This is a genomic window from Streptomyces sp. NPDC060366 (assembly GCF_042725135.1).
Classification (GTDB): Bacteria; Actinomycetota; Actinomycetes; order Streptomycetales; family Streptomycetaceae; genus Streptomyces.
Window position 1 is genome coordinate 955,678 of sequence record NZ_JBHXDC010000001.1, and the last position, 23,133, is coordinate 978,810.

General features: G+C 69.7%; 22 protein-coding genes. 4 read left to right on the forward strand and 18 right to left on the reverse strand.

Annotation, left to right across the window (positions count from 1 at the left end):
* Positions 1-577: 577 nt before the first annotated feature.
* Positions 578-976 (forward strand): CPCC family cysteine-rich protein, encoded by a 399-nt coding sequence (locus tag ACFWHU_RS04080; protein ID WP_387223986.1) that lies wholly within the window; start codon positions 578-580, stop codon positions 974-976.
* Positions 977-1,367: 391 nt separating this feature from the next.
* Here the strand turns inward: ACFWHU_RS04080 and ACFWHU_RS04085 are convergent, their stop codons facing one another.
* From ACFWHU_RS04085 to ACFWHU_RS04110, 6 genes are all read right to left on the reverse strand, one after another.
* A complete protein-coding gene (locus tag ACFWHU_RS04085) occupies positions 1,368-2,498 on the reverse strand; it encodes a pentapeptide repeat-containing protein (protein ID WP_387223775.1) in 1,131 nt (376 codons plus the stop codon).
* Between the two features lie 381 nt (positions 2,499-2,879).
* A complete protein-coding gene (locus ACFWHU_RS04090) occupies positions 2,880-4,232 on the reverse strand; it encodes a class I SAM-dependent RNA methyltransferase (protein WP_385798139.1) in 1,353 nt (450 codons plus the stop codon).
* Between the two features lie 109 nt (positions 4,233-4,341).
* Positions 4,342-6,393 (reverse strand): APC family permease, encoded by a 2,052-nt coding sequence (locus ACFWHU_RS04095; RefSeq protein ID WP_385798141.1) that lies wholly within the window; start codon positions 6,391-6,393, stop codon positions 4,342-4,344.
* 136 nt (positions 6,394-6,529) lie between these two features.
* Positions 6,530-8,638, reverse strand: coding sequence for an MMPL family transporter (locus tag ACFWHU_RS04100; protein ID WP_387223778.1), 2,109 nt, complete (start codon positions 8,636-8,638; stop codon positions 6,530-6,532).
* 167 nt (positions 8,639-8,805) lie between these two features.
* Positions 8,806-9,072: a hypothetical protein gene (locus ACFWHU_RS04105; RefSeq protein ID WP_385798144.1), complete on the reverse strand. Its 267-nt coding sequence runs from the start codon at positions 9,070-9,072 to the stop codon at positions 8,806-8,808.
* Complete coding sequence (locus ACFWHU_RS04110) at positions 9,069-9,410, reverse strand: ArsR/SmtB family transcription factor (RefSeq protein ID WP_385798145.1); 342 nt, start codon at positions 9,408-9,410, stop codon at positions 9,069-9,071. Before ACFWHU_RS04110 ends, ACFWHU_RS04105 begins: the two co-directional genes overlap by 4 nt.
* A 292-nt stretch (positions 9,411-9,702) precedes the next feature.
* On the opposite strand from ACFWHU_RS04110, the gene ACFWHU_RS04115 reads away from it, so the two are divergent.
* Together ACFWHU_RS04115 and ACFWHU_RS04120 are read left to right on the forward strand one after the other, a co-directional pair.
* On the forward strand, positions 9,703-10,371 hold the full coding sequence (locus ACFWHU_RS04115) for a potassium channel family protein (protein WP_385798146.1): 669 nt from the start codon (positions 9,703-9,705) through the stop codon (positions 10,369-10,371).
* Positions 10,371-11,042 (forward strand): potassium channel family protein, encoded by a 672-nt coding sequence (locus tag ACFWHU_RS04120; RefSeq protein ID WP_387223781.1) that lies wholly within the window; start codon positions 10,371-10,373, stop codon positions 11,040-11,042. Before ACFWHU_RS04115 ends, ACFWHU_RS04120 begins: the two co-directional genes overlap by 1 nt.
* A gap of 505 nt (positions 11,043-11,547) precedes the next feature.
* On the opposite strand, the gene ACFWHU_RS04125 is transcribed toward ACFWHU_RS04120, so the two are convergent.
* From ACFWHU_RS04125 to ACFWHU_RS04160, 8 genes are all read right to left on the reverse strand, one after another.
* Complete coding sequence (locus ACFWHU_RS04125; RefSeq protein ID WP_385798150.1) at positions 11,548-12,300, reverse strand: DUF3159 domain-containing protein; 753 nt, start codon at positions 12,298-12,300, stop codon at positions 11,548-11,550.
* A gap of 3 nt (positions 12,301-12,303) precedes the next feature.
* Positions 12,304-12,690, reverse strand: coding sequence for an OB-fold nucleic acid binding domain-containing protein (locus ACFWHU_RS04130; protein ID WP_189109070.1), 387 nt, complete (start codon positions 12,688-12,690; stop codon positions 12,304-12,306).
* 33 nt (positions 12,691-12,723) lie between these two features.
* Positions 12,724-13,446: a response regulator gene (locus ACFWHU_RS04135; protein WP_385798241.1), complete on the reverse strand. Its 723-nt coding sequence runs from the start codon at positions 13,444-13,446 to the stop codon at positions 12,724-12,726.
* 29 nt (positions 13,447-13,475) lie between these two features.
* The gene (locus ACFWHU_RS04140) at positions 13,476-16,019 is read right to left on the reverse strand and encodes a DUF4118 domain-containing protein (protein WP_385798152.1); all 2,544 of its coding nucleotides are present in this window, start codon (positions 16,017-16,019) and stop codon (positions 13,476-13,478) included.
* 135 nt (positions 16,020-16,154) lie between these two features.
* The gene (locus tag ACFWHU_RS04145) at positions 16,155-16,895 is read right to left on the reverse strand and encodes an ABC transporter ATP-binding protein (RefSeq protein ID WP_387223784.1); all 741 of its coding nucleotides are present in this window, start codon (positions 16,893-16,895) and stop codon (positions 16,155-16,157) included.
* A 212-nt stretch (positions 16,896-17,107) separates the two neighbouring features.
* Positions 17,108-17,881: a DUF3710 domain-containing protein gene (locus tag ACFWHU_RS04150; RefSeq protein WP_385798156.1), complete on the reverse strand. Its 774-nt coding sequence runs from the start codon at positions 17,879-17,881 to the stop codon at positions 17,108-17,110.
* 1 nt (position 17,882) lies between these two features.
* A complete protein-coding gene (gene dut / locus ACFWHU_RS04155) occupies positions 17,883-18,407 on the reverse strand; it encodes a dUTP diphosphatase (RefSeq protein ID WP_385798158.1) in 525 nt (174 codons plus the stop codon).
* The gene (locus ACFWHU_RS04160; RefSeq protein WP_387223787.1) at positions 18,404-19,024 is read right to left on the reverse strand and encodes a PaaI family thioesterase; all 621 of its coding nucleotides are present in this window, start codon (positions 19,022-19,024) and stop codon (positions 18,404-18,406) included. Before ACFWHU_RS04160 ends, dut begins: the two co-directional genes overlap by 4 nt.
* Positions 19,025-19,082: 58 nt before the next feature.
* Between ACFWHU_RS04160 and ACFWHU_RS04165 the strand changes: the two genes are divergently transcribed.
* Complete coding sequence (locus tag ACFWHU_RS04165) at positions 19,083-19,574, forward strand: DUF3093 domain-containing protein (RefSeq protein WP_385798161.1); 492 nt, start codon at positions 19,083-19,085, stop codon at positions 19,572-19,574.
* Between the two features lie 20 nt (positions 19,575-19,594).
* Here ACFWHU_RS04165 and ACFWHU_RS04170 read toward each other — a convergent pair whose 3' ends face one another.
* From ACFWHU_RS04170 to ACFWHU_RS04185, 4 genes are all read right to left on the reverse strand, one after another.
* On the reverse strand, positions 19,595-20,512 hold the full coding sequence (locus ACFWHU_RS04170; RefSeq protein ID WP_385798163.1) for a hypothetical protein: 918 nt from the start codon (positions 20,510-20,512) through the stop codon (positions 19,595-19,597).
* 13 nt (positions 20,513-20,525) lie between these two features.
* Positions 20,526-20,822, reverse strand: a complete 297-nt coding sequence (locus tag ACFWHU_RS04175; RefSeq protein ID WP_023538148.1) for a DUF4193 domain-containing protein — start codon at positions 20,820-20,822, stop codon at positions 20,526-20,528.
* A gap of 390 nt (positions 20,823-21,212) precedes the next feature.
* Positions 21,213-22,454 carry a sensor histidine kinase gene (locus ACFWHU_RS04180; protein WP_385798164.1) on the reverse strand — a complete coding sequence of 414 codons (1,242 nt, stop codon included), beginning with the start codon at positions 22,452-22,454 and terminating at the stop codon, positions 21,213-21,215.
* A 5-nt stretch (positions 22,455-22,459) separates the two neighbouring features.
* Entirely contained in the window at positions 22,460-23,113 is a 654-nt protein-coding gene (locus ACFWHU_RS04185) for a response regulator transcription factor (RefSeq protein WP_023538150.1), read from the reverse strand.
* Between the last annotated feature and the right edge of the window lie 20 nt (positions 23,114-23,133).

Here is a 23,133-nt window from a genome sequence, read left to right on the forward strand (position 1 = left end):
TGCGAAACCAATGCTGAACACCCATCGTTCCGAAGCACTTGGCCCGCCTTCGGTGAGCTCGGCCGAATTGCGGCGCGCGACTGTTAGGGGAGTGCCGCACCGCCTCAAGCATTCCTCGTCGACCAGTGAACACCATGCCGTCACGGCATACTTGGGCCAGATACACCCGTGCATCTCCCGACGTGCGTGACCTGCGGTCCCGACCGCCGCACGCGAGCAGAGGATCGTGGAGCGTTTGGTGCCGGACGAGTTGTGGGAGTTGCGCCGGCGAGTGGCCGGAGGTGCCGACCCGGTCGCACTCCGCCAAGGTGCCGTCCAGCAGGACCAGGCCGACGAACGCACCCTGTGCGGCGGGAGTTTGCAGCGGCGGTCACCTCTCGCGGGTGACGATGAACATGGTGACCCACTGATAAGGCTCACCGTGTCCCGAAAGCAGGCCAGGGCCGAACGTCCTGGAGCCCCCGGCCCGGTGCGATGTGATTCGAGAAGGAGTTTCCGCAGGAAAAGAACGACGCCGATCTGGGCCGGGCTACAGGGGTCCTTGGCGGCCTTACTGGCCGTCTACAGAGTGAAGTACGTGCCCCATTGGACTACCAACCCACCGATAAGATTCACGCATTCCTCGACCGGCTGTAATGCCGCTGACCACAGCTGCCCCTGCTGCAAGCTTTCGACCCTGGACGCCCGCGTTGAGTGGGAGATCTGCCATGAATGCGGATGGGAGGACGACGGCCAGGACGACTTGAACGCCGATGACGTACGGGGCGGTCCCAACGGATCGGAAAGCCTCACCGATGCACACCTCCGCTACGCGCAGTATGTCGCGACCGCCGGAGCAACCAATCCAAGATCGGTAACAAACGGTGGTCAAGGCAGCTGGTTCGAAGCCTGCCTCAGCCGCCGCTCCTCTCGGCATCTGCCCGAGCGCTTCGTTAGCTCTCCCGCCCCCGAAACCATGCCGAACACCACCGAGTAGAACGACTGGTGAACGAGCAATGATCTCGCACGTTCAAATAGCCCACATAGTCACGATCTCGGCAAAGATCGATGAACTCGGCTACTTGGAACTCGACCGACGGGCGCCGAACTTCTCTTCCTGCTGTTGGCCTGTCAGAGAGCGTGCTGAGCCACGCGAATTTGTACCGGAGAGAAGAGGAAACCGTCGAGGCCATCCCGTCCCAGATCCGCACCGAGGTCTCGATCCCACCCACCGGCCGCTTGCTCGCACAAGAAGTCGAGGGTCGGCTCGTCTCGACCATGCAGGTTCGGACAGCAGCGCCGCGGCGACCTGCCGCACGGCCCGGCCAGCAGGTGCAGAACCAGCAGGTCCTCATCCGCCGGCTCAGCCCGAAGCCGCCTCGGCGCTCTCAGGGCGTCTGTCGCCACGCGGGAGGAATCGTCAGGCCCGTCGGCAGGGACACCCCGTTCGGGGGCACCAGCCCGTCTGGAACCGCCCCCCTGGCACGAGAGAAATCGATTGTGCCGCTGTTGAAGTTCGTGCGCCAGAAGTCGACCGTGCGGTGGGAGAAGTACGCCTCGCGGAAGATGACTGTGCTTCCCTCGAAGGACGCGTTGCGGAAGTTGATGTTGCCGCCTTTGAAGCTGGCGTTGTTGAAGTCGACTGTGCCGCCGGCGAAGGACGCCCCGCCGAAGTCGATGGTGATTTCGTCGAAGCCCGTCCCATTGAAACTCGCCCCGGCGAAGGTAACAGTGCCGCCGGCGAAGGACGCGTTGCGGAAGACACCGCCCCCTTCGCCGACGAAGGACGCGAAGAGGAAGGTGACCGTGCCGGCGACGAAAGACGCGTTGCTGAAGTCGACGGTGCCGCGGTGGAACTTTGCCTCACTGAAGTCGCCGCCGTCGAAGACCGCGCTGGTGAAGTCGAAGTCGTGGCCCTGCCAGGAATGGGGACGGTCGGTGCCAAGGCGCAGGTGGTCGCGGATGAGACGGATGACCGTGTGCCGTACTTCCCGCAGGGACATGTACGAGTGGCGGGCGGCAGTGTCGTTCGGAGGGATGTCGCTCTCGGCGGTGTAAGGGAGACGGACGTACGCGCAGAGGACATCGATGCAGGTCTGGCGCAGCTCGCGGGTAGGGGCGTCGTCGGCGAGGCCCGCAAGAGCGTGCACACCGCCCAGGCGTACGGCGGGCGACTCGTCACCGAGCTGGGAGACGGCGCTGGTGAAGCGCTCGGTGTGCAGGCGGGTGCTCTCGCGCAGCGCGCCGTCTTCGTCAACCCGCTGGCGCCGGTAGGCCACAACCAGGGCCACCAGTGCGCCGGCCCCCGCGACGACGCCGAAGGCGAGCTTCACCAGGTCGAACAAGGTCGATGACGTCAGCTGCCGCTCGGGCTTCAGGGACCGGGCACCCAGGAGATCCCATCCGGCGAAGAACACCGCGGTGGCCACGGCCATCGCCGCGGTGAAGGTCAGGGCGAGGACGGTGCCGACCGGCCACAGACGTAAGCCACCGCGCGGGCGGCGGGGGTTCGAGGTCACACACCACAGGACCATCCGGCCGGTCGACTGGTTGCACGGACTCAGGTCCCCCCGCGAAGTCGTAGCAGCCGCCGGACGCCCCTCTTCCTGCTCCTGTTCATACGGTTCGGCGTCGGCTGTGCAGCCTTCGAGCACCTCGGTGAACGCACCGCGGAAGGCGGTGTGCGGGATAGGTCAGCGGCGGTGACGCCGCCGCCGCTGCTGGCGACCGACTCCGCGCGCCACCCCTGACAGAGCGTCACTCACCCTCGACACCCTTGATATACGCCACCCTGACAGGGTCTGAACCTGCCCAAAAGGTTGCCTGACACCCGACGAGGGTCAAATGAGCGTGACGATATCGCCCGCGACGCCCACACCGCACGCGCGCAAGTCCCCGGGTCAGTCGTCCTTCTTCACCGGCTCAAGGATCGCCACGCACTCCACGTGGTGCGTCATCGGGAACAGGTCGAACGCCCGCAGCGTCCGCGGCTTGTAGCCCGAGTCGCGGAAATACGCCAGGTCGCGGGCCAGTGCCGCCGGGTCGCAGGCCACGTAGGCGATGCGGCGGGCGCCCAGGCCCGCGAGGTGGTTGACGACCTGTTTGCCGGCGCCCGCGCGTGGGGGGTCGAGGACGATCAGGTCCGTCTCGGTGATCTGGGTGCGGGGCAGCACCGTGTCGACCTTGCCGTGTTCGATGCGGACCCGGGGGAGGTCCTGGAGGTTGTACTGGGCGTCCTCCGCCGCGCGCCTGCCGGATTCGATGCCGAGCACCGCGCCCGTCTCGCCCACGCGTTGGGCGATCGCCCCGGCGAACAGGCCCACCCCGCAGTAGAGATCGAGCGCCGTCTCGCCCTTGCGGGGCATCAGGCCCTGCATCACGGCCTCCACCAGGACCTCGGGGGCCTTCGGGTGGACCTGCCAGAAGCCGCCCATGCCGATGCGCCAGGTGCGGTCGTCGGCGCGTTCGCGGACGAACGCGCGGCCGTGGACCCGGTGCACTCCCCCGTCGTGCTCCTCGATCCGCAGGACCGACACCGGCTTGTCCAGCTCGACAAGGGGGAGCCGGCCGCCCTTGAGCGGGGCGAGGATCACCTGGCGGTCGCCGGAGCCGGAGGCCGCGATCGCCTCGACCGAGGCCATCTGCGGCCATTCGCGCTTCTCGACGCCGAGTTCGCTGACGCCCTCGGAGGCGATCATGCAGTGGTCGATGGCCTGTACGTCGTGCGAGCGATGCTTGCGCAGACCGGCCCGGCCGTCGGCGTCGACGGCGTACTGCACGCGGGTACGCCACTGCGGCACCTCGCCCGCGGGCAGTTTGTCGCCGGGCGCGGGCATGACCGTGCCGTCCCAGCCCGCCTCCTCCGGGGTGAGGCCGGCCAGTCGCTGGAGCTGTTCGGTGATGACGTCGCCCTTGAGGCGGCGCTGGGCGCCCGGCTTGGCGTGCTGCCAGTCGCAGCCGCCGCACATGCCGGGACCCGCGTACGGGCAGGGGGCCTCGACGCGTTCCTTGGAGGCTTCCAGGACGGTGACCGCGTCGGCGCGCAGATAGCGCGAGCCCTCGTCGCCGTCCGTCACGCGGGCGACGACCTTCTCGCCGGGCAGCGCGTGCCGTACGAACAGCACCCGTCCCTCGTCGGTGCGGGCGACGCAGTGGCCGCCGTGCGCGACGGGACCGACCTCGACCTCGTACTCCTCCCCGACCAGCGAAGCCTGCTCAGGAGCCTGCTCTGAAGGCTGCGGTTGTGTCTGCATGAGGGGCTGGGCTCCAAAGGTCAAAGGCAAGGTCAAAGGCGGGAAGCTAGGGCGACGGAGCCAATCAGTCTACGTGCGGGCGGCGCCGCCCATCGCCACCCGAGGCCCCTCAGGACTTCCCCGTGGGCTCCTTCCTCGGCCGTGTGTCCACCGGCCCACGCCGCACCGAGCCGGGCGCGCTCCACTCCGCACGCCGTCTGGCCCGCTTCTTCGCGACCTCGGAGGACTCCAGCTGGTACGGCACCGAGGTCACCATCACGCCCGGGGAGAAGAGCAGCCGCCCCTTGAGCCGTAGCGCGCTCTGGTTGTGCAGCACCTGCTCGTACCAGCGGCCGACCACGTACTCGGGGATGAAGATGCTGACCACGTCACGCGGATTCTCGGTGCGCAGGCCCTTCACGTACTCGATGACGGGGCGCGTGATCTCGCGGTAGGGGGAGTCGAGGATCTTCAGCGGCACGTTGATGCCGCGCCGCTCCCACTCGTCCCTCAGCTGCTTCGTCTCGGCGGGGTCGACGTTGATGGAGAGCGCCTCCAGCCGGTCCGAGCGCGTCAGCTTCGCGAACGCGAGCGCGCGCAGCGTCGGCTTGTGGACCTTGGAGACGAGCACGATGGTGTGGACACGGGACGGCCGTACGCTGTCGGGGCCGGGGGCCTCGGCGGCGGCGATCTCCGCCGCGACGCGGTCGTAGTGCCGGCGGATCGCGCTCATCGTCCCGTAGAAGATCAACATGCCCAGCAGGGCGACCCACGCCCCGTGCGTGAACTTGGTGGCCAGCACGACGATCAGGACGAGCCCGGTGAAGAAGGCTCCGAAGGTGTTGATCGCGCGCGAGCGGATCATGTGACGGCGCTTGGCCTTGTCGCGTTCGGTCCGCAGATGACGGTTCCAGTGCCGGACCATGCCCGTCTGGCTGAGGGTGAAGGAGACGAAGACGCCGACGATGTAGAGCTGGATCAGCTTGGTCGAGTCCGCCCCGTAGAACCAGACCAGCAGGATGGCGGCGCCGGCCAGCAGCACGATGCCGTTGGAGAAGGCGAGCCGGTCGCCGCGGGTGTGGAGCTGGCGCGGCAGATAGCGGTCCTGCGCGAGGATCGAGCCGAGCAGCGGGAAGCCGTTGTACGCGGTGTTGGCGGCCAGGAACAGCACGAGCGCGGTGGCCGCGGCGAGCAGGACGAAGAAGAAGGTGCCCTGGCCGAAGACGGCGGCGGCGACCTGGGTGATGACCGGGTCCTGGACGTAGCCGTCACCGACCGGCACACCGTCGCGCAGCAGGTCTTTGCCCGGGAACTCGGCCATCTTCACATCGGTGACCATGGCCAGGCCGATGATGCCGCAGAACATGGTGACGGCCAGGGTGCCCATCAGTGCCAGCGTCGTCGCCGCGTTCTTGCTCTTGGGCTTACGGAAGGCGGGGACGCCGTTGCTGATGGCCTCGACGCCGGTCAGGGCGGCGCAGCCGGAGGAGAACGCGCGCAGCAGGAGGAAGACCAGCGCGAACCCGGTCAGACCGCTCTCCTCCGCCTTGATCTCGAAGTGGGCGGTGGGCGCGTCCATGGTGTCGTCGAGTACGAATCCGCGGTAGGCGCCCCACACGATCATGATGAAGACGCCGGTGACGAAGATGTACGTCGGAATGGCGAAGAGTTTGCCCGACTCCCGTACGCCGCGCAGATTCATCAGCGTCAGGATGACGATTATCCCGATCGCGCACAGGACCTTGTTCTCGATGACGAAGGGGATCGCCGAGCCGAGATTCTCCACGCCGGAGGCGATCGACACGGCCACGGTCAGGACGTAGTCGACGAGCAGGGCGCTCGCGACGGTCAGACCGGCCTTGGGTCCGAGGTTGGTGGTGGCGACCTCGTAGTCGCCGCCGCCGCTCGGGTAGGCGTGCACGTTCTGACGGTAGGAGGCGACGACGGTGAACATCAGGACCACGACGGCCAGTGCGATCCACGGGCTGAAGTGGTACGCCGAAGCGCCCGCGATGGAGAGCACCAGGAGTACTTCTCCCGGTGCGTAGGCCACCGAGGAGAGCGGGTCGGAGGCGAAGACGGGCAGTGCGATGCGTTTAGGAAGGAGCGTTTCTCCCAGCCTGTCGCTACGCAGCGCCCTCCCGATCAGGATCCGTTTGGGCACGTCGGTCAGTTTCGGCACGATGAGGATCGTAAGCCGTCCGGCCTGGGGCGTCCCAAGCACCACCCCGCCCGGGGCCGGGCAGGAGCCCCGCCGCCTGCCGCACCGGGCTTCGGGGCTCCGGCGAGCGTGACGGCGGGACTCCGGCGGACGGCGTTCAGACGTGCTCGGGCGAGCGCTCCCCCGCCGGCCGCTCGGACGGCCCCGTCGGCCCGTCGTGGTCGCCCCGGGCGAAAATCCGGCCCGGCCACCAGAACCGGCGACCCAGGTCCAGCGCGAGCGCGGGCACCAGCACCGTACGGACCAGGAAGGTGTCCAGCAGGACTCCGACACCGACGATCACGCCCATCTGCGCCATCGTCACCAGCGGCAGCGCCGCGAAGACGGCGAAGGTCGCGGCGAGCACCACACCCGCCGAGGTGATCACGCCTCCGGTGCTGGTCAGGCCCTCAAGTACGCCGCGCTTGTGGCCGATCCGCAGCGCCTCCTCGCGGACCCGGTGCATCAGGAAGATGTTGTAGTCGATGCCGAGGGCGACGAGGAACACGAAGCCCATCAGCGGGATGGACCAGTCGACACCGGCGAAGCCGAAGACGTTCTCGAAGAGGAGGTTCGACGCACCGAGCGCGGCGAAGTACGACAGGACGACCGTCGCGAGCAGGAGCAGCGGTGCGACGAGGGCGCGTAGCAGCAGGATCAGTACGACCAGCACCACCACCAGCACCACGGGGATGACGGTGCGCAGATCGCGGTCGGCGGCCCGCTGGGTGTCGAGGGTCTGCGCGGTGGCCCCGCCGACGACGGCGTCGGCGCCCTCGACCGTGCCTACGGCGTCCCGGAGCCGGTCGACGGTGTCCTTGGCCGCCGCGCTGTCCGGGGCGTCGGTCAGCACCACCGACAGCGAGGCGAGGCGGCCGTCGGGCGTACGGTCGCCGTCCTCGACGCGCGCGACGCCCTTGACGTCCCGTACGGCCGACTCGACGTCGGCGGCGCGCTCGGCGCGGGTGACGACCTTCGCCGGGTCGGAGGCGCCGGATGGGTAGTGCGCGGAGATCAGTTCCTGTGCCACGACCGATTCGGGCTTCTCCTGGAACATCTCCGACTGCCGCAGCCCCATGTCGATGCCGAACGCGCTGAGCGCGAGCACACCGGTGACGCCCACCGACATCAGCCAGGACCAGCGCGGGCGCCGGGCGACCAGGGCGCCGATCCGGGACCACACGGTGGCCTCCTTACGGATGGGGGTGCCGAAGCGCGGGACGAACGGCCAGAAGACCCAGCGGCCGGCGATCACCAGCAGCGCGGGCAGCACCGTGACCATCGCGAGGAACGCGCAGACCACCCCGACGGCGCCGACCAGCCCCATGGAGCGCGAGGAGTTGATGTCGGCGAACGCCAGACAGGCCAGTCCGATCGCCACGGTGCCCGCCGAGGCGAGGATCGCCGGGCCCGAGCGGCGCAGCGCGGTCCTCATCGCCCCGTGCCGGTCCTCCAGCCGGTGCAGTTCCTCGCGGTAGCGGGCGATGAGCAGCAGCGCGTAGTCCGTACCGACGCCGAAGACGAGCACCATCAGGATGCCCGCGCTCTGCGGATCGACGGGCAGATGGCCGTACTTGGCGAGCAGATACGTACCGACCTGGGTCAGTACGGCGGCGAAGCCGACGGAGAGCAGCGGGAACAGCCACAGCAGGGGGCTGCGGTAGGTGATGAGCAGAAGTACGGCGACGACGAGCCCGGTCGCGATCATCAGGGTCGAGTCGAGGGTGTCGAAGACGGCGACGGAGTCGGTCAGGGAAGCGGCGGGGCCGCCGACCTCGGCCTCGACACCCGGTGGGGCGTTGGCGCCGGCGATGTCGCGGAGCCTGTCGACCGTGTCGGTGATCTCGTCCTCGTACGACAGGGGCACGACGGCCATCAGGGCCTCGCCGTCCTCGGACCGTACGGCGGGCGGCAGTTGCTCGCCCTCGGCGACGTACGGCGCGAAGCGCCCGCGGTCCGCCCCAGCCTTCGCCGCGGCCCCCTCGCCGGTGTAGACGACGACCGCCGGCATCAGCGTGTCGGTGCGGAACCTCTCCAACTCGGTGTTGACCCGGGCCGATTCCGCGCCGCGGGGCAGGAACGCGTTCGGCCCCGTCTCCTCGACCTCGCCGAGCTTGCCCGCGAGCGGGCCGAGCGCGACGACGAGGATCAGCCAGGCGACCAGGACGAACCACTTCCCGCGGCTGCCGCCGGGTGCGCCGGCGAGCCGCTTCGGCAACGTGGTCATGAGTAATCTCCTCTGTATGGAGTGAGTGAGGGCACACTCCTTCCGCACCGCGGCGTAATGGTTTGCCGACCTGCCGCGGCGCGCGGGTGGTGCCCCGAGTGACGGATCTCCATGAGTACGGCCGGGAGCTGGAACTCCCGGCCGTACGACTTCACTTGGCGCCGGTACTACTCGATCTCGCGCATCATCTTCTCCATCGACGCGATCGAGCCGCGGGCCTGTGTCAGTTCGTCGAGCGTGCGGCGGTGCAGTTCGACGTTGTCCTCCAACAGCTGCGCGTACTTCGTGGCGAGCTTCTTGTACTGCTCCTCACGCGCGGCCAGCATGCGCGCGCGCCAGGTCGCCGCGACCTGCCAGACGACCACGATGAGGAACAGGAAGACGCCTCCGGCGCCGATGGCCCCGGCCAGGTCCGTCCATCCCGAATCGTTCATTTCGCGGACTCCTTCATGGTCGTTCCCTCTTCCTCGGTGAGCGTCTGCGCCGCCGTGGCGACGGACTGGGGGGTCAGGGCGAAACAGAACGGCGTCAGCTCGAAGTACTTCATCGCCTTGCCGCTCTCGGACAGCTCCAGCGTCCCGACGACCAGACCGGCCGCCTCCAGCCGCTGGAGATGCATATGCAGCAGCGGACGGCCGATGCCGAGTTCGCGGGCGAGCCTGCTGACGTAGTTCCGGCCCTCCAGGAGCGCGCCGATGATCCGCATCCGGTGTGGATTGCCGAGCGCGCCGAGCACTTTCAGCAGCTCGTCGCCGGTCGGGACCTCTTGCATCGCAGCGCCCTTCATCAGCACCTGTCAGAGAAGACTGACAGTAGCCCTCCGGACCTGTCAAAGAAACCTGACACATATCAGGGTGGACTGAGGGGAACTCGGGGTCGTCTCAGGGTCCCCCCGACGCCTCCCCGACACGGGTGACGGCACGGCGGACACGGACGCATAAGCTCATCACCGGGCGGCGCCCCGTACGGTTGTCCCGTCCGTGGCCCGGCGCACGGAGAAGGAAGAGTGAACCAGGTGTTTACGCAGGTCAGCTCGGCGAACAGGACTGCGGGGTAAAGAGGACGTGCACATCGTCATCATGGGCTGCGGCCGAGTGGGAGCCGCGCTCGCGACCAGCCTGGAGCGGCAGGGGCACACGGTCGCGGTCATCGACCAGGACCCCACGGCGTTCCGCCGGCTCGGCTCCGGCTTCGGCGGGCGGCGTGTCAACGGCGTCGGCTTCGACCAGGACACCTTGCGCGACGCGGGCATCGAGGACGCGGGCGCGTTCGCCGCGGTCAGCAGCGGCGACAACTCGAACATCATCGCCGCCCGGGTGGCCCGCGAGATGTTCGGCATCGAGAACGTGGCCGCGCGCATCTACGACCCCCGGCGCGCGGAGGTCTACCAGCGGCTCGGCATCCCGACCGTGGCGACCGTCCGCTGGACCGCCGACCAGATGCTCCGGCGGCTGCTGCCGTCCGGCGCGGAGCCGCTGTGGCGCGACCCGAGCGGTGGCGTACAGCTCGCCGAGGTCCACACGTCGGCGAGCTGGATCGGCCACAAGATCAGCACCCTCCAGGAGGAGACGGGCGTCCGCGTCGCGTTCCTCACCCGGCTCGGCGAGGCCATACTGCCCACGTCGCAGACCGTGCTCCAGGAGGGCGACCTCGTCCACGTGATGATGCGTACGGACGACATCCAGAAGGTCGAGGCGGCTTTCGCCGAGGGCCCTGAGGAGGGCGGTCACTGATGCGTGTCGCGATTGCCGGAGCGGGCGCGGTGGGTCGTTCCATCGCGGGCGAGCTGCTGGAGAACGGCCACGAGGTCCTGCTGATCGACAAGGCGCCCACCGCCATCTCGGTCGAACGGGTCCCGATGGCGGAATGGCTGCTGGCCGACGCGTGCGAGATCACCTCGCTCGACGAGGCGGCGCTGCAACGCTGCAACGTCGTGATCGCGGCGACCGGCGACGACAAGGTCAACCTGGTCGTCTCGCTGCTTGCCAAGACGGAGTACGGCGTCCCGAGGGTGGTCGCCCGCGTCAACAACCCGAAGAACGAGTGGCTGTTCAACGAGTCGTGGGGCGTGGACGTCGCGGTGTCGACGCCGCGGCTGATGTCGGCGCTGGTGGAGGAGGCGGTGAGCGTCGGCGATCTCGTACGGCTGCTGCGCTTCAGCCACGGCGACGCGAACCTCGTGGAGCTGACGCTGCCGCCGGAGTCGGCTGTGACGGGGACCCAGGTCGGGGACGTGAACTGGCCGGAGGACACGTCGCTGGTGACGATCATCCGCGGGTCGCGGGTGCTGACGCCGCACGCGGAGGAGACGCTGGAGGCGGGGGACGAGCTGCTGTTCGTGGCGGCGCAGGCGCGGGAGGAACAACTGGAGGACCTGCTGTCGGTGCGTCGCGAGGACGCGTAGCGCTGAGCTGTTGCGGGGTTTCGTTTGCCGGGTTCGTTCGGTGGTCGGGTTGTGGCCTCAATCGCCGGCCGGGCTTCAAATGCGCCCGCCCGGCGATGGGGACGGGCGCCTGTGGCGCCGGGCTTGGCTGGTGCGGGCCGGGGGCCGTGGGCCGCTCCGGGGTCATGCCCGGACGGCGTGATTTACGGCGCGTGCCCCGTTCGTTGGTCTCAGGGGAACCGGGCTGTCCACGCGCCACAAATCAGCCCAAGTGTCCGGCCACGACCCCTGCGCGTCCCCCTTCCAACCCGCGGGAGGCGAACGGCGGTCGGTGACCGTCGGGACCACCGGCGTGAGGGGGGCGGGGTCGCAGGAGGGGTGTGTTCGGACACTCAGGCTGATTTGTGGCGCGTGAACAAGCCGGGTCAGCGGGTCCAACGAACCTTGCACGCGCCGTAAATCACGCCGTCCGGACACACCCCTCCGGAGACCCCGAACCCCGCCCACGACCGACAACCGGAACCAACTAGCCCCGCTCCCGCGCCGCGCGCTCCGCCTCTTCCTCCGCCTCCATCTCGGCGAAGACGTCAATCGGCGCCGGCGCCTTCGCCAGGAACACCCACGTCAGATACACCGCCAGCAGGAACGGCGGGATCTTCAGCGACACCAGTACCCAGCCCAGCTGCGTCGTGTCCGCCCACCAGTACAGCGGGAAGAGGATCGCGCACTTCGCGAGGAGGATGAACCCCCACGCGTAACTCGCCTTCGTGTACGCCGCCTTGCGCCCCGGGTTCCGCGTGCGCCAGGACAGGTTCTCCTTGAAGACCGGCCCCAGGATCAGCCCCATCAGCGGTACTCCCGCGACGCTGGTCCCGATGTACGCGACGGCCAGCCCCAGCGTGTAGAGCATGCCCGGCAGATAGAAGTCCTTCGCGTTGCCGGTCATCATCGCGAAGACCACGCCGAAGGCGACCCCGAAGACGCCGCTGAAGGCGTGCTTCACGGTGTCGCGGCGGATCAGCCGGACGGCGACCAGCAGCAGCGACACCGCGAGCGCGGCGATCGCCGAGACGTGCAGGTCCTTGTTGATCGTGAAGATCGTGACGAAGAGCAGTCCGGGGACGACCGTCTCCACCATTCCGCGCACGCCGCCGAAGGCCTCGAAGAGCGCGGCCTCGGTGACGGCCTTGGCATCGGCGTCGGTCTGCGGGTCGGTGCCCTGGGGGGCACCGGAGGTACTGGGGTCTGTCGTCGCGGCGGGCTTGTCGGTTGACGTCACCGGCTACTCCTGTCCGAGCGGTCGGAGTTCGTATTTGGGGTTGAACAGCACCCTACGGCCGTGGCTCATGGAGATCCGGCCGGATGCGATGAGCTTGCGGCCCGGCTCTATGCCCGCGATGGAGCGCCGTCCCAGCCACACCACGTCCAGCGGCGCGGTGCCGTCGAACAGCTCCGCCTCCAGCGCGGGCACACCGGCCCGCGGACGCAAAGTGACCGTCCGCAACGTACCAGTCACCTTGACTATCTGACGGTCGCCGCAGTCGCTGATGCGTGTGCAGCCCGAGGCCTGCGCGTCCTCACGCAGCTCCTCGGATTCCAGGTCCTCCTGGGAGCTGGACAGCCGGTCGAGCATCCGGCGGAAGCGGCCGGTCGGCTTCTCAGCACTCATGACAGAAGCGTACCGGGGTCCGCGGGCCCCGGATCATCGGTCGAACCGGTAGCCCATGCCGGGCTCGGTGACGAAGTGCCTGGGGTGCGAGGGGTCCGCCTCCAGCTTGCGGCGGAGCTGGGCCATGTAGACCCGCAGATAGTTGGTCTCCGTGCCGTAGGAGGGCCCCCAGACCTCCTGGAGGAGCTGTTTCTGGCTGACGAGGCGGCCGGTGTTGCGTACGAGCACCTCCAGGAGGTGCCACTCGGTGGGGGTGAGCCGTACGTCGCGGCCCTCCCGGTGCACCTTCTTGGCCACCAGGTCGACGGTGAAGCCCTCCGTCTCGACCATCGCGACCGCGCCGTCGTCGCCGGAGCCGACGGGCTCGGCGCGGCGGACGGCGGCGCGCAGCCGGGCGAGGAGTTCGTCCATGCCGAAGGGCTTGGTGACGTAGTCGTCGGCGCCCGCGTCCAGCGCCTCGACCTTCTCGTCGGAGGTCTGGCGCGCGGAGAGCACCAGGATCGGCACGCGGGTCCAGCCGCGCAGGCCCTTGATGACCTCCACGCCGTCCATGTCGGGCAGGCCGAGGTCGAGCACGACGACGTCCGGGTGGCGGGCGGCGGCGAGTTCCAGGGCGCTCGCGCCGTCGGCGGCGGCGTCGACCTCGTACTTGCGGGCCTTCAGGTTGATCACGAGCGCGCGCACGATCTGCGGCTCGTCGTCGACCACGAGCACCCTCACGGGCCCTCGGGGGTCTCCCCCGGCGGGAGGCGCCATGGTGGCCTGCCTTTCTGCTGTTCCGCGGGTCATGACACGACCTGTGCGGGTAGTTCGGGGCCGGCCGGCGCGAGGCCCGGTACGGCCGTGAGATCGAGGACCATGGTGAGTCCGCCGCCGGGGGTGTCCTCGGCGGTGAGGGTGCCCTCCATGGCGTCCACGAAGCCTCGGGCGACGGCGAGGCCGAGGCCGACGCCCGCCCCGCGCGGGGCGTCCCCGTGGCGCTGGAAGGGCTCGAAGATGCGTTCCTTGGCCTCGTCGGGGACGCCGGGGCCGCGGTCCACGACGCGTACCTGCACGCGGGCGCCGAGCGAGCTGGCCGCGACGGTGACGCGGGTGCCCTCGGGGCTGTACTTGACGGCGTTCTCGACGATGTTGGCCACGGCGCGCTCCAGCAGGCCGGGGTCGACGGCGACCATCGGCAGCGACTCCGGGATGTCCAGGTCCACGCTGTCCTCGGGGACGCCGCCGAGCGCCATGGGGACGACCTCGTCCAGGTCTATCTCGCGGATCAGCGGGGTGACGGTGCCGGTCTGGAGCCGCGACATGTCGAGAAGGTTGCCCACCAGGTGGTCCAGGCGGTCGGCGCCGTTCTCGATGCCTTCGAGGAGTTCCGCGTGGTCCTCTTCGGACCATTCGACGTCGTCGGAGCGGAGCGAGGTGACAGCGGCCTTGATGGCGGCGAGCGGGGTGCGCAGGTCGTGGCTTACGGCGGCGAGCAGGGCCGTACGTATCCGGTTGCCCTCCGCGAGCCTGCGGGCGCCCTCGGCCTCGCCCACCAGGCGCTGGCGATCCAGTACGACGGCGGCCTGGGCGGCGAAGGCGGAGAGCACCCGGCGGTCCTCGGCGGGCAGTACCCGGCCGGAGAGCGCGAGCGCCATGTGGTCGCCGACGGGCATGTCGACGTCGGCGGCCTCGGGGCGGTCGACGGGCCGGGGCCCGACGCTGCCCGCGCGGGTCCACGGGTCGACGTCACCGGCGCGTTCCAGCAGCGCCACGGACTCCATGGAGAACGTCTCGCGTACGCGCTCCAGCAGCGCGTCCAGGGTGGTCTCGCCGCGCAGCACGCTGCCGGCCAGGAAGGACAGGATCTCGGACTCGGCGCGGAGTCTGGCGGCCTGGTGGGTACGGCGGGCCGCGAGGTCGACCACGGATGCCACGGCGACGGCCACCGCGAAGAAGATCACGATGGCGACGAGGTTCCTGGGGTCCTGGATGGTGAGGTTGTGGGTCGGTGGGGTGAAGTAGAAGTTCAGCAGGAGCGAGCCGACGGCGGCCGACGCCAGGGCGGGCCGCAGTCCGCCGAGGAGTGCGGCGAGGACGGTCAGGAAGAGGAACAGCAGGACGTCGTTGGCCAGGCCGAGGGTGTCGTGCAGCGCGGTGAGCAGCAGCGTCAGCAGGACGGGGGCCACGACGCCGGCCAGCCAGCCGGAGACGATCCGGGAGCGGCCGAGGCGGGCGCCGTGCGCGACGGGCAGGCCGCGGCCCTTGGCGACCTCCTCGTGGGTGACGATGTGGACGTCGAGGTCGGGTCCGGACTCGCGGGCGACGGTGGCGCCGACGCCGGGCCCGAACATGTACTGCCAGGCCTTGCGGCGGCTGGAGCCGAGGACGATCTGGGTGGCGTTGACGCCGCGGGCGAATTCCAGCAGTGCTGAGGGCACGTCGTCCCCGATGACGTGGTGGAAGGTGCCGCCGAGGTCTTCGACCAGGGTGCGCTGGACGGTCAGTTCCTTGGGCGACGCGGAGGTGAGGCCGTCGCTGCGGGCGATGTAGACGGCGAGGATCTCGCTGCCGGAGCCCTTGGCGGCCATGCGGGCGGCGCGGCGGATGAGCGTACGGCCCTCGGGCCCGCCGGTGAGGCCGACGGCGATGCGCTCGCGGGCCTGCCAGGTGGTGCGGATGTTGTGTTCGCCGCGGTACTGCTGGAGGTACTCGTCGACGCGGTCGGCGGTCCACAGGAGGGCGAGTTCGCGCAGCGCGGTGAGGTTGCCGGGGCGGAAGTAGTGCGAGAGCGCGGCGTTGACCTTGTCCGGCTGGTAGATGTTGCCGTGCGCCATACGGCGGCGCAGCGCCTGGGGCGACATGTCGACAAGCTCGATCTGGTCGGCCCGTCTGACCATCTCGTCGGGCACGGTCTCACGCTGCCGTACGCCCGTTATCGACTCGACGACATCGCCGAGTGACTCCAGGTGCTGGATGTTGACGGTCGAGACGACGTCGATCCCGGCCTGGAGCAGTTCCTCGACGTCCTGCCAGCGTTTGGAGTTGCGGGAGCCCGGGACGTTGGTGTGGGCCAGCTCGTCCACCAGGGCGACGGCGGGGCGGCGCTCGATGACCGCGTCGACGTCCATCTCGGTGAAGACGGTGCCCCGGTGCGGCAGCTCGCGGCGGTGGATCTGTTCGAGGCCCTGGAGCATGACCTCGGTGCGTGGCCGGTTGTGGTGCTCGACGAACGCGACGACGCAGTCGGTGCCGCGCTCGACGCGCCGGTGCGCCTCGGAGAGCATCGCGTACGTCTTGCCGACGCCCGGTGCCGCGCCCAGGTAGATCCTCAGCTTGCCGCGTCCCATGGCCCCATTGTCTTCCCACCGGGCCGCCGCGTCCCGTCACGGCCTCGTGCCCGAAGCTACAGGTCAGGATGACGACAAAACGGGCATCCGGTGGGGTGCGGGGTCCGTCTTGACACGATTCTGATGGGCCTGCGGCTACGACCCCGGCGTCGGCTCGTGCTCGACGAGGTGGCCGTCGGCGAGTTCGAGGACCCGGTCGGCGAGGCCGAGGAGCTGGGCGTCGTGGGTGGCCACCAGCACGGTGACACCCTCGCTGCGTACGACCGCGCGCAGCAGCTCCATCACGGCGAGCCCGGTCTCCGCGTCGAGCTGTCCGGTGGGTTCGTCGGCGATCAGCAGGGCGGGCCGGTTCGCGAGGGCGCGGGCGATGGCGACGCGCTGCTGCTGGCCGCCGGAGAGTTCGCCGGGCCGCTGCGCGGCGTGGTCGCCGAGGCCGACGAGGGCGAGCAGCAGCGCCACGCGCTCCTCGCGCTCGCGCGGGTCGGCCCGGCGCAGCCGCAGGGGCACGCCGACGTTCTCGGCGGCGGTGAGGATGGGGATCAGTCCGAACGACTGGAAGATGAAGCCGATGCGGTCGCGGCGCATTTCGAGCAGGCCGCTCTCGCCGAGCGTGGCGAGGTCCGTGCCGTCGACGGTGATCTGCCCGTCGTCCGGGGTGTCGAGGCCGCCGACGAGGTTGAGCAGGGTCGTCTTGCCCGATCCGGAGCGGCCCTTGAGCGCGATCAGCTCGCCGCGGGGGACGGTGAAGGACACTCCGCGCAGCGCGTGGACGGCGGCGGCGCCGGTGCCGTACGAGCGGTGCAGTTCGGTCACCCGCACCATGGGTCCCGCCGTCCCGCCCACGACGGCCGTTCCGGTGCTGCTGGTCTCGGTCATGAGTCTTCCCCCGTGCGGTGCCGAATGCCGGTCGTCAGTATGTGCGGGGCGTGTGCGGCCGGGCAATGGTGGCGCTCGCGCCGGTGGGCCGCGCCCCGTGAACGGGGACGCGGCCCACCGGGCGCGTGTCGAGCGTGTCCGGGCGTCCCCGGCGAGGCCGCCGGGGACCGGTCCCCGGCGACTGGGCCCTGTCCGGACCTATCGCCCTCGGGTCAGCGCACCTCGGTGATCTCGGGGCCGCGCTGAAGCTGCCCCATGCCACCGGCGAAGCGTGAACCTTCCTGCTCCTCGGCCTGCTGGACGCCCTCGGCAACCATCTGCGCGTCGTCCGGGAGCTTCAGGACGATCGGGTCGCGGGGGGCCATCGGGCCCTCGCCGCGCACGACGACCGTGTCCTTGAAGATCTGCTCCAGCAGTCCGGCGGCCTCGGGCTGCACCGCGCCCTGTCCGGAGATCACTCCGCGCAGGAACCAGCGCGGGCCGTCGACCCCGATGAAGCGCACGAGCTGTACGCCACCGGTGCCGTCCGGGAGCTGCACCGGCACCTGGGCCCTGAGCTCCCAGCCGAGCGGGCCCTCGACCTCGTCGATGATGCCGCCCTGCTGCGTGATGCCCGAGGCGATCTCCTCGCGCACCTCGCTCCAGATGCCCTCCTTCTTGGGAGCGGCGAAGGCCTGGAGCTGTACGGCGCTGTCGCGTACGACGACGGTCGCCGCGACGATCGCGTCACCCGCGACCTCTACACGAAGCTCCATTCCGTCGACCCCGGGGACGAAGATGCCGCCCAGGTCGACCCGGCCCTCGTCGGGCTTGGAGACCTCGGAGATGTCCCACGGCCCGTCGGGCCGGGGGGCCGGGGGAAGATTCACCCGGCGGGGCTGCTCGGCCCCGTCCTCCGTGTCATCGGCGTCGATGTCGTCGACGACCTGCTCGGCCTCGCCCGCCGTGTCATCGGCGGCACCGCTCTTCTTGCGACGTCCGAACACGTCACTGTCCTTCCCGGTCGGATACGACCGATGCGTATCGATTCCCGCCCTGTGAACCGCCCACCGCGGCATGACCTCCGGTGGACCCGAAGCCCCCCTCGGCCCTTGCCGAGCCGGGAAGCTCCGCCACCTCGTGGAAGCGCACCTTCTCGACCTGCTGGACGACCAGTTGGGCAATCCGGTCGAACCGCTCGAACCGCACCGTCTCGCGCGGATCGAGATTGACCACGATCACCTTGATCTCCCCACGGTACCCGGCATCCACCGTCCCCGGGGCATTCACCAAGGCCACCCCACAACGAGCGGCCAGCCCGGATCGCGGGTGCACGAAGGCGGCGTACCCGTCGGGCAGCGCGAGGGAAACCCCGGTGGGCAGTACGGCGCGTTCGCCCGGAGCGAGATCGGCGGCCTCGGTGGTGACCAGATCGACGCCGGCGTCGCCCGGGTGCGCGTACGAGGGGAGCGGCACCTCCGGGTCGATCCGGCGGATCAGTACGTCGACAGGAGTGCCGGGGCTGGGGCTCATGGGTTCACCTCGAAGGCGCGGGCGCGCCTGACCTGGTCGGGATCGGCCATCGCCACCCGGATCTCCTCCTGGCGGCCGTTGTCGATGAAGTGGTCGACCTTGACCTCGACGAAGAGGGCGTCGGCGCGCAGCGCGACGGGTCCCTCGGGGCTGCCGAGCCGGCCGGTCGCGGAGCAGAAGATCTTGCGGCCGCTCACGGCGGTGGCCTCGGCCGCCAGGAACAGCACCGAGCCCACGGGTACGGGGCGGACGAAGTCCGTCTCCAGTTTGCCGGTCACGGCCACCACGCGCAGCAGCCAGCTGAGCGCGCCGAGCGACTCGTCGAGCGCGGTGGCGAGTACGCCGCCGTGCGCGAGGCCGGGGGCACCCTGGTGGGCGGGCCGTACGGTGAACTCGGCCGTGATCGTGACACCTTCGCCGGCCCTGGCCTGGAGGTGGAGGCCGTGGGGCTGTTCGTCGCCGCAGCCGAAGCAGTGCGCGTAGTGCGAGCCGAGCGGTTCGCCGGGGGCGGGGGCGTCCGGGTGCCGTACCGGCGCTATGGCGTCGGCCGGCGGCGTCAGAGCCGGGGACCGGGCGGCGGAACGGGGTGTCTTTCCCCCGGAGGGCACATTACTCACAGGCGCAGACCTTACCCGCGCGGCTACCCGCCGGTCGCACCATGCCAAGCTTGGCTCCATGGAGCATTCAGCGGCGCCTTACGACGAACGTCTCACAGCACCGGGTTCCTGGTGGGTGATCACCGCTCTCGTCGCGCTCTCGGGCGGCCTCATCCTGCTGCCGCTGGGCACGGTGCCGATGCTCGGGGCGGTGGTGGTGACGGGTCTGCTGGCCGCGGTGGCCGTCAGCTCGTACGGCTCCGCGCGGATCCGGGTGGTGGCGGGCTCGCTGGTCGCGGGCGACGCCCGGATCCCGGTGGCGGCGCTCGGCGACGCGGAGGTACTGGCCGGCGAGGAGGCGCGCGCCTGGCGCATGCACAAGGCCGATCCCCGCGCCTTCATGCTGCTGCGCAGCTACATCCCGACGGCGCTGCGGGTAAAGATCACGGACCCGACCGACCCGACACCGTACGTCTATGTGTCGACCCGCAACCCGAGGGCGCTCGCGGCGGCGCTGGACGCGGTGCGGCGGAGCGGGAGCGAAGAGAAGGAAACGTCCGGCCCGGTTTGAGGGTCAGTCCGCGACAGGCCCTAGCGACCCAGTTCCTTGGGGAGTTCGGGAGGCAGCACCTTCGGCTGCTCCAGCGGCGGCAGCGCGGGCAGGGCGTCCCAGGAGACCTGGCGGGTGCGCAGGTCACTGCGGATGCGCTCGGCGACCTTCCGGGTGTCACGCCGGTTCATCATCGCGCCGACGGCCGCTCCGATCATGAACGGCACCAGGTTGGGCAGGCTGCGGATCGTGCGCTTCATGATCTGCTGGCGCAGTTCGCGCTTCATCCGGCCGGAGAGCGCCGAGTTGATCGTCGACGGTTTCGTGACGTCGACGCCGCGCTCCTCGGTCCACGAGGTCAGATACGCGGTGCTGCGCTCTTTGAGATTGCCGGGCGGACGCAGGCCGTAGACCTCGTGCAGCTCGGCGATGAGTTTCAGTTCGATCGCGGCGACCGCCGTGATCTCCGCGGCCAGTTCGGTCGGCATCGCGGGCGGTACGGGCATCATCGCGACGGCGCCGATACCGGCGCCCACCGTGGAGCTGCTGTTCGCCGCGCCCGCGACGAGTTTGTCGGCAAGCTCTTCGGGCCCGAGGCCCGGGAACTGCCTTCGTAGCGTGGCCAGATCACGGACGGGAACGCGCGGGGCGTTGTCGATGATCCGGTCGGCGAGATGCGCGAGTCCCGCCCTGGCGCTCGCGCCGCCCTTCTGGATGCCCCGTTTGACCTTGCCCAGGCGCCGGGCCCCGGTCACGGGCCCGTGCTGGTCGCCCTGGGCCGCTTCGAGCGAGGCCGGGAGGCCTCGCCCGTCGTCGTCGGATACGCCGGGATGGGGCAGGAGAGCGGAGTGCTCGGCAGGGGGCGTGGTGCCTTCTGCCGGGCCCGGGCCGCTCTGGTACGCCTCCGGCGCGTTCTTGCGCCGGAAACGCCGTTTCCTGGACGGTGTGTCACCTGCCACGGCCGACCGCTCCTCAGTCGCAGTCGCGGCAGATCGGCTGACCGTTCTTCTCCCGGGACAGCTGGCTGCGGTGGTGCACGAGGAAGCAGCTCATGCAGGTGAACTCGTCGGCCTGCCTGGGCAGTACACGAACCGACAGCTCCTCGTTGGAGAGGTCGGCCCCGGGCAGCTCAAGTCCCTCGGCCTGCTCGAACTCGTCCACGTCGACCGCGGATGTCGACTTGTCGTTCCGGCGGGCCTTCAGTTCCTCAAGGCTGTCGGAATCGACGTCGTCATCGGTCTTGCGTGGGGTGTCGTAATCCGTTGCCATATCGCTTCTCCCCCTCTGGGTGTCATCGGTGTCTCAGCGCACGTAACGCGTGAGAGGCCGGACTTGTGCCCGACCTGAGGCGGAGATTTTGCCTCACATCAAGGTCTGTTACTCAATCGACACCCAACCGGACTCTTTCCGAGTGATCGGCTTAGGGTGCGAACCGGACCGTACACGGTCCGAATGTCGTACTTCACGGGCGCCACCCCGTGTACTTCCCGTGATCCCGACCCCCGGAAACCCGGATTTTCCCGGCTTTCCGTCAGGGGCTTGATCACAGAGAGTGCGAGGCTTGAATTCGCCTCTGTGATCGATCACACACGGCCCAACCGGGAACGGGTCCCGAAAATTCCGCGCAAAGCGAACTTCGCTCCGATCCGGAGCGAAAGTTCAGACCGGCAGAGTGACACGCATCACGAGCCCGCCTCCCTCGCGGGGCTCCGCGATGATACGGCCCCCGTGGGCCCGCGCGACCGAGCGGGCGATCGACAGGCCGAGGCCCACGCCCTTGTCGCTGCCCGTCCGCTCCGTACGGAGGCGGCGGAACGGTTCGAAGATGTTGTCGATCTCGTACGCGGGAACCACCGGCCCCGTGTTCGACACCAGCAGCACCGCCTGACCGTGCTCGATCGCGGTCGTGACCTCGACCCAGCCCTCCTCCTTCACGTTGTAGCGCACCGCGTTCTGTACGAGGTTGAGCGCGATCCGCTCCAGCAGGACTCCGTTGCCCTGCACGACCGCCGGCGCACGCTCCCCACGGATCTCGACGCCCTTCGCCTCGGCCTCGCCGCGCGTCTGGTCGACGGCGCGGGTGGCGACCTCGGCGAGATCGACGGGCTTGCGCTCGACGAGCTGGTTGTCACTGCGGGCCAGCAGCAGCAGGCCCTCCACCAGCTGTTCACTGCGTTCGTTGGTGGCCAGGAGAGTACGGCCGAGCTGCTGGAGCTCCACGGGCGCCGCCGGGTCGGAGAGCTGGACCTCCAGCAGTGTCCGGTTGATCGCGAGGGGTGTACGCAGCTCGTGGGAGGCGTTGGCGACGAAGCGCTGCTGCGCGGTGAAGGCCCGCTCCAGGCGCTCCAGCATCTCGTCGAAGGTGTCGGCCAGCTCCTTCAGCTCGTCGTCCGGGCCGTCCAGCTCGATCCGGCGGGCCAGGTCGGAGCCGACCACGCGGCGCGCGGTGCGGGTGATCCGGCCCAGCGGCGACAGGACCCGTCCGGCCATCGCGTAACCGAATGCGAAAGCGATGATGGAGAGTCCGGTCAGGGCGAACAGCGAGCGGGTGAGCAGGTCGTCGAGCGCCTGCTGGCGCTGGGCGGACATGCACGCCTTGAGTGACGCGTTCAGCTGGTCGTTGTTGACGGCCTCGTTCAGACCCGGACAAGTGGGGCTCGTCAGCTGGACATTGACCCCGGTCACCTTCAGGGCCAGCTCGCTGCCCTCGTTGATGGCCTGCGCCGCCAGCAGATAGATGATCGACAGCAGCAGGATGCCGGCGATCAGGAACATCCCGCCGTACAGCAGGGTCAGACGTATCCGGATCGTCGGCCGGACCCACGGCAGCGCCTGGTCGGGCCGTCGGGGGTCCCAGGTCGGTTTCGGGGGCGCCGTGGGCGGCGCCGGGGTGGTCGCCACGGGCATCAGATCCGGTAACCGGAGCCGGGCACGGTGACGATCACGGGCGGCTCGCCGAGCTTGCGGCGCAGCGTCATGACCGTGACGCGCACGACATTGGTGAACGGGTCGGTGTTCTCGTCCCAGGCCTTCTCGAGCAGCTGCTCGGCGGAGACCACGGCGCCCTCGCTGCGCATCAGCACCTCGAGGACGGCGAACTCCTTGGGCGCGAGCTGGATCTCCTTGCCGTCGCGGAAGACCTCTCGGCGGTTGGGGTCGAGCTTGATGCCCGACCGTTCGAGGACCGGCGGCAGCGGGACTGTCGTACGGCGGCCGAGCGCGCGCACGCGGGCGGTCAGCTCGGTGAAGGCGAAGGGCTTCGGAAGGTAGTCGTCGGCGCCCAGCTCCAGGCCCTCGACCCGGTCGCTGACGTCGCCGGAGGCCGTGAGCATCAGCACACGGGTGGGCATGCCCAGTTCCACGATCTTGCGGCAGACGTCGTCGCCGTGGATCAGCGGGAGGTCCCGGTCGAGCACGACGACGTCGTAGTCGTTGACCCCGATCCGCTCCAGGGCCGCGGCGCCGTCGTACACGACGTCGACGGCCATGGCCTCCCGGCGCAGCCCGGTGGCCACCGCATCGGCGAGCAGCTGCTCGTCCTCGACGACGAGTACGCGCACGTCGCTGTCCTTCCTGTGGG

What these genes read in the sequence shown, in the direction of transcription:
- ACFWHU_RS04090 (WP_385798139.1), bottom strand. Translation starts at nt 4,232, where the DNA reads ATGCAGACACAACCGCAGCCTTCAGAGCAGGCTCCTGAGCAGGCTTCG.
- ACFWHU_RS04100 (WP_387223778.1), bottom strand. Translation starts at nt 8,638, where the DNA reads ATGACCACGTTGCCGAAGCGGCTCGCCGGCGCACCCGGCGGCAGCCGC.
- ACFWHU_RS04105 (WP_385798144.1), bottom strand. Translation starts at nt 9,072, where the DNA reads ATGAACGATTCGGGATGGACGGACCTGGCCGGGGCCATCGGCGCCGGA.
- ACFWHU_RS04110 (WP_385798145.1), bottom strand. Translation starts at nt 9,410, where the DNA reads ATGCAAGAGGTCCCGACCGGCGACGAGCTGCTGAAAGTGCTCGGCGCG.
- ACFWHU_RS04120 (WP_387223781.1), top strand. Translation starts at nt 10,371, where the DNA reads ATGCGTGTCGCGATTGCCGGAGCGGGCGCGGTGGGTCGTTCCATCGCG.
- ACFWHU_RS04130 (WP_189109070.1), bottom strand. Translation starts at nt 12,690, where the DNA reads ATGAGTGCTGAGAAGCCGACCGGCCGCTTCCGCCGGATGCTCGACCGG.
- ACFWHU_RS04135 (WP_385798241.1), bottom strand. Translation starts at nt 13,446, where the DNA reads ATGGCGCCTCCCGCCGGGGGAGACCCCCGAGGGCCCGTGAGGGTGCTC.
- ACFWHU_RS04140 (WP_385798152.1), bottom strand. Translation starts at nt 16,019, where the DNA reads ATGGGACGCGGCAAGCTGAGGATCTACCTGGGCGCGGCACCGGGCGTC.
- ACFWHU_RS04145 (WP_387223784.1), bottom strand. Translation starts at nt 16,895, where the DNA reads ATGACCGAGACCAGCAGCACCGGAACGGCCGTCGTGGGCGGGACGGCG.
- dut (WP_385798158.1), bottom strand. Translation starts at nt 18,407, where the DNA reads ATGAGCCCCAGCCCCGGCACTCCTGTCGACGTACTGATCCGCCGGATC.
- ACFWHU_RS04165 (WP_385798161.1), top strand. Translation starts at nt 19,083, where the DNA reads ATGGAGCATTCAGCGGCGCCTTACGACGAACGTCTCACAGCACCGGGT.
- ACFWHU_RS04175 (WP_023538148.1), bottom strand. Translation starts at nt 20,822, where the DNA reads ATGGCAACGGATTACGACACCCCACGCAAGACCGATGACGACGTCGAT.